Source organism: Actinotalea sp. C106 (assembly GCF_023630195.1).
Classification (GTDB): Bacteria; Actinomycetota; Actinomycetes; order Actinomycetales; family Cellulomonadaceae; genus Actinotalea.
In genome coordinates this window covers 1-3,527 of the sequence record NZ_JALPKN010000309.1, presented here as the reverse complement: position 1 = coordinate 3,527, position 3,527 = coordinate 1, and the positions used below count along the sequence as shown (strand labels likewise).

Sequence of the window (3,527 nt, the reverse complement as noted above, 5' to 3'; positions counted from 1 at the left end):
CGCCCACCTGGCGGTGCGCCGCGGCGCCGGGCGCGCCCAGGCGTGGGACTCGTGGCCCGGGGCGTGCGGCGTGGGTCTCGCCGCGGTGCTGGGCTCTGCCGCCGTCACCCACGTCATCGAGCCGCAGCGGTCCGGGCTGATCGCGATCGTCCCCACCTGGATCCCCCAACCCGGGTTCATCGTCACAGCCACCGGCGTGCTCGAGCTGTGCCTCGCGGTGGGCCTGGTCGTCCCCAGGACGCGCAGGCTCACGGCCGTCGCAGCGATCCTGCTGCTCATCGCGATGTTCCCTGCCAACGTCGTCGCAGCCCAGGGAGTCGACCATCCCGCGGCCCCCGACACCCCCTTGCTGCCGCGAACGCTGTTGCAGGTCCTGCTCGTCGCCGTCGGGGCCGCCGCGGCATCCCGAGCTGGCACCCCGCCCTGGCGGCGGGCGTCCCCAGCGCAGCGAGCCCGATAGCACCGACCCGTCCGCTGGGTCGCGGTGTGGACCGATGTCCCCGAGCCGTAGACGGGGACACCGAGGACGTCGCGGAGCGCGCCCCCTCCCGCATCAGCGGGCGGCGGCCACCGCGGCGATGCGACGCAGCTCTGCGAGGTGCCCGTCCAGCGCCCTCCGCCCGGGATCAGCGAGGGTGAGCCAGGTGCGCGTGCGCGAGCCGTGCGGGGCCTTGGAGGTCTGCACGTAGCCCACGTCGACCAGCACCTCGACGCGATGCGGGCCCGGGCGTCGGTCACACCCTGAAGTGCGTCGTGAGCCTCCATCGCACAGGACTCGCCCCTGTCTTCCATATCGGAGAGAGAGGACTGACTTCTCGTTGCGGCAAGCCCGTCCATGGGGTTGTAGCGCCAAAGACGTACGGGCAACACTGGCCACCGGAGGACCACACCAGGAGGTGCCGTGCAGCTGTCGCCCGGTCCGAGGAGGGGCCTGACCGACGGGACGGACTGGCCCGTCGCTTCCGACCTGCGCGACGCCGTCAACCTGCCCTCCTCCCCGGAGACCCCCAGGTTCGAGCTCCGCGCGGTCATCTCCGCGATCGCCGTGGCCGCCCTCTTGGGCGCCTGCGGATCGGGGGCCGGCACGGGCGGAGGAGGCACTGCCCCGCAGAGCGAAGGCTCCTTGGCCGAGGACTACCGGTCGGTCGACGAGCTCCACGAGGAAGCCACGCTGGTCGTCGAGGGTAGAGCGAGATCGGTGGAGGAGATCGAGCACGCCGGCGTGCCGTATGAGCTGGTCACCTTCAGCGTGACGGGCGTGCTCGAGGGTGCGCGTCCGAACGAGGAGGTCGTCGTTCGACAACTGGACGAGAGGGTCGATGGCCTCCCCAGCCCGATGCTGGAAGGGCACGAGTACCTGCTGTTCCTCCGCCCGTTCGAGCTCCAGCAGGGGAAGGAGACGGGCCAGTGGGGCGTCGTCAGCCCCGGGCAGTGGGCCCTCGAGGGCGACGCTTGGGTCACCTCGGTCGAATCCTCAGACCTCGGCACGATCCCGTCGACGCTCAACAGGTCAGAGGCGGATCGACTGCTCGGCCCGTCGGCCCCGACCTGACCGCCGCACCCGCGGCGGGGGGAGGGCATCCCGGTCCGACCGGATCGCCAGCAGCACGCATCCAGCCAGACCGGCTGTCCCGGCGAGGACCAGCAGCGCGGCCTCCAGCTCGCTGGTCCCGCGGAACGCCCGCCAGGCGCTCGAGGACCGGTCGCCGTCGATCGGGTCGTCGGTGGTGACCGGGGTGTCCCAGAACTGGGTCGCCCGCTCGGCCTCGGACACGGTGGTGACGTCCTCCCACCACCCGCTGAGCCCGGGGGGTCGGTGGTCCCCGTCCCCGAACGTCACCCCCGTGACCGTGGTGACCCCGAGGAGGGTGAATGCCGCCGTTGCGAGCAGGACGAGGGCGATCTCCCACCCCCGGCACCGCAACCACCTGCGCACGGTCCGAATCTACGGGGCGCAGCCGTCCGTAGGGTGGCCCCTCGATGAACCGCGGGTGCACCCACCCGACGGCCCAGGTCCGGCACCCGGCTACGGCTCGAGCCGGTACCCCACCCCCGCCTCGGTGATGAGGTGCCGGGGGTGCGCCGGATCGGGCTCGAGCTTGCGGCGGAGCTGCGCGAGGTAGACGCGCAGGTAGTGGGTCTCCTGGTCCAGGTAGGGCCCGCGCAGCTCCTGGAGCAGCTCGCGGCGCCCGACCACCTTGCCGACGGACCGGGCGAGCATCTCGAGCATGTGCCACTCGGTGGGTGTCAGGCGGACCTCCTCCCCCGCGGTCGTGGTCACCCGTCGCGAGGCGAGGTCCACCGTGAAGGACGCGGTGCGCACCACGGGCTGCGCCTCACCTGCGCCCCGCCGCCGTGCCGAGGCCCGGACGCGCGCCAGCAGCTCGTCCATCCCGAACGGCTTGGTCACGTAGTCGTCCGCGCCGGCGTCCAGGGCCTCGACCTTGTCGTCGCTGGTCTGCCGGGCGGAGAGCACCACGACCGGCACCTCGGACCAGGCGCGGACGGTCCGCAGCACCTCCATGCCGTCCAGGTCCGGGAGACCCAGGTCGAGGATCACCACGTCCGGGTGCCAGCTGGCGATGGCCGCGAGTCCGTCGGCCCCCGTGCCGGCCACGGTGGCCTCGTACCGGCTCGCGCGGAGCGTGACCGCCAGGGCCCGGGCCAGGGCCGGCTCGTCCTCGACGACGAGCACGCGTGTGGTCACCTGGACTCTCCTGTCAGCGGCAACGAGATCACCATGGTGAGGCCTCCACCGGGGGTGTCCTCCGCCTCGAGGGTCCCACCGTTGGCCTCGACGAACCCGCGGGCGACCGCGAGGCCCAGGCCCAGGCCCTGCCCGCGTGGCGCGTCCCCGAGCCGCTGGAAGGCCGTGAACATCTGCTCCTTGCGTCCCTCGGGGACCCCTGGGCCGTGGTCGGTGACACGGATGATCAGCTGCTCACCGACGCACTGGGCGCCCACCCGCACCGGGGTTCCCGCCGGCGTGTGCCGCACCGCGTTCTCGACGAGGTTCGCCAACGCGCGCTCGAGCAGACCCGCGTCCGCGCGGATCAACGGCAGGGTCTCGCGCACGTCGACGGTCACCGCGCCCACCGGCACCGAGTCCACGGCCCGCGGCACGACCTCGTCGAGGGCCACCAGGTCCAGCCGGGGGGTGACCGCCCCGGCGTCGAGGCGGCTCATGTCGAGCAGGTTGTCGATCAGCAGCTGGAGGCGGTCGGCGTTGATGTCGACGTCCTCGAGGAGCTCCTCGCGGTCGGCCACGCTGATCCCCGTGCCGGCGGCCCGCACGGCGCCCATGCCCGCCTTGATCGCGGCCAACGGGGTGCGGAGGTCGTGGGAGACCGCTGCGAGCAGTGCCGTGCGCATCGCTCCCCGTTCGCGCTCGACGCGACTGGCCCGCGCCTCGGCCCGGAGCCGGTCCCTCTCCAGGACGCCGTCGACCTGCTGGCCGACGGCCGCCGCCAGTCGGAGGTCGGGCGCCGCGAGGGGTCGCCCGCGCAGCCGCAGGCGCAGGTGCTCCG

6 protein-coding genes are annotated in these 3,527 nt (G+C 73.3%); 2 read left to right on the top strand and 4 right to left on the bottom strand.

Annotated features, from left to right (window positions below; all coding sequences use genetic code 11):
• A partial coding sequence (locus L0B03_RS15435) for a hypothetical protein (RefSeq protein WP_250447416.1) occupies positions 1 to 460 on the top strand: 460 nt, incomplete at its 5' end.
• 93 nt (positions 461 to 553) lie between these two features.
• On the opposite strand, the gene L0B03_RS15430 is transcribed toward L0B03_RS15435, so the two are convergent.
• Positions 554 to 706: a transcriptional regulator gene (locus tag L0B03_RS15430; protein WP_250447414.1), complete on the bottom strand. Its 153-nt coding sequence runs from the start codon at positions 704 to 706 to the stop codon at positions 554 to 556.
• 417 nt (positions 707 to 1,123) lie between these two features.
• On the opposite strand from L0B03_RS15430, the gene L0B03_RS15425 reads away from it, so the two are divergent.
• Positions 1,124 to 1,552, top strand: coding sequence for a hypothetical protein (locus L0B03_RS15425; RefSeq protein ID WP_250447412.1), 429 nt, complete (start codon positions 1,124 to 1,126; stop codon positions 1,550 to 1,552).
• On the opposite strand, the gene L0B03_RS15420 is transcribed toward L0B03_RS15425, so the two are convergent.
• From L0B03_RS15420 to L0B03_RS15410, 3 genes are all read right to left on the bottom strand, one after another.
• Positions 1,511 to 1,936, bottom strand: a complete 426-nt coding sequence (locus tag L0B03_RS15420) for a hypothetical protein (RefSeq protein WP_250447410.1) — start codon at positions 1,934 to 1,936, stop codon at positions 1,511 to 1,513. The two genes, L0B03_RS15425 and L0B03_RS15420, sit on opposite strands and share 42 nt — an antisense overlap.
• A gap of 90 nt (positions 1,937 to 2,026) precedes the next feature.
• Positions 2,027 to 2,707, bottom strand: coding sequence for a response regulator (locus L0B03_RS15415; RefSeq protein WP_250447408.1), 681 nt, complete (start codon positions 2,705 to 2,707; stop codon positions 2,027 to 2,029).
• On the bottom strand, positions 2,704 to 3,527 hold an 824-nt coding region (locus tag L0B03_RS15410; protein ID WP_250447406.1), incomplete at its 5' end, for a sensor histidine kinase KdpD. The genes L0B03_RS15410 and L0B03_RS15415, both read right to left, overlap by 4 nt.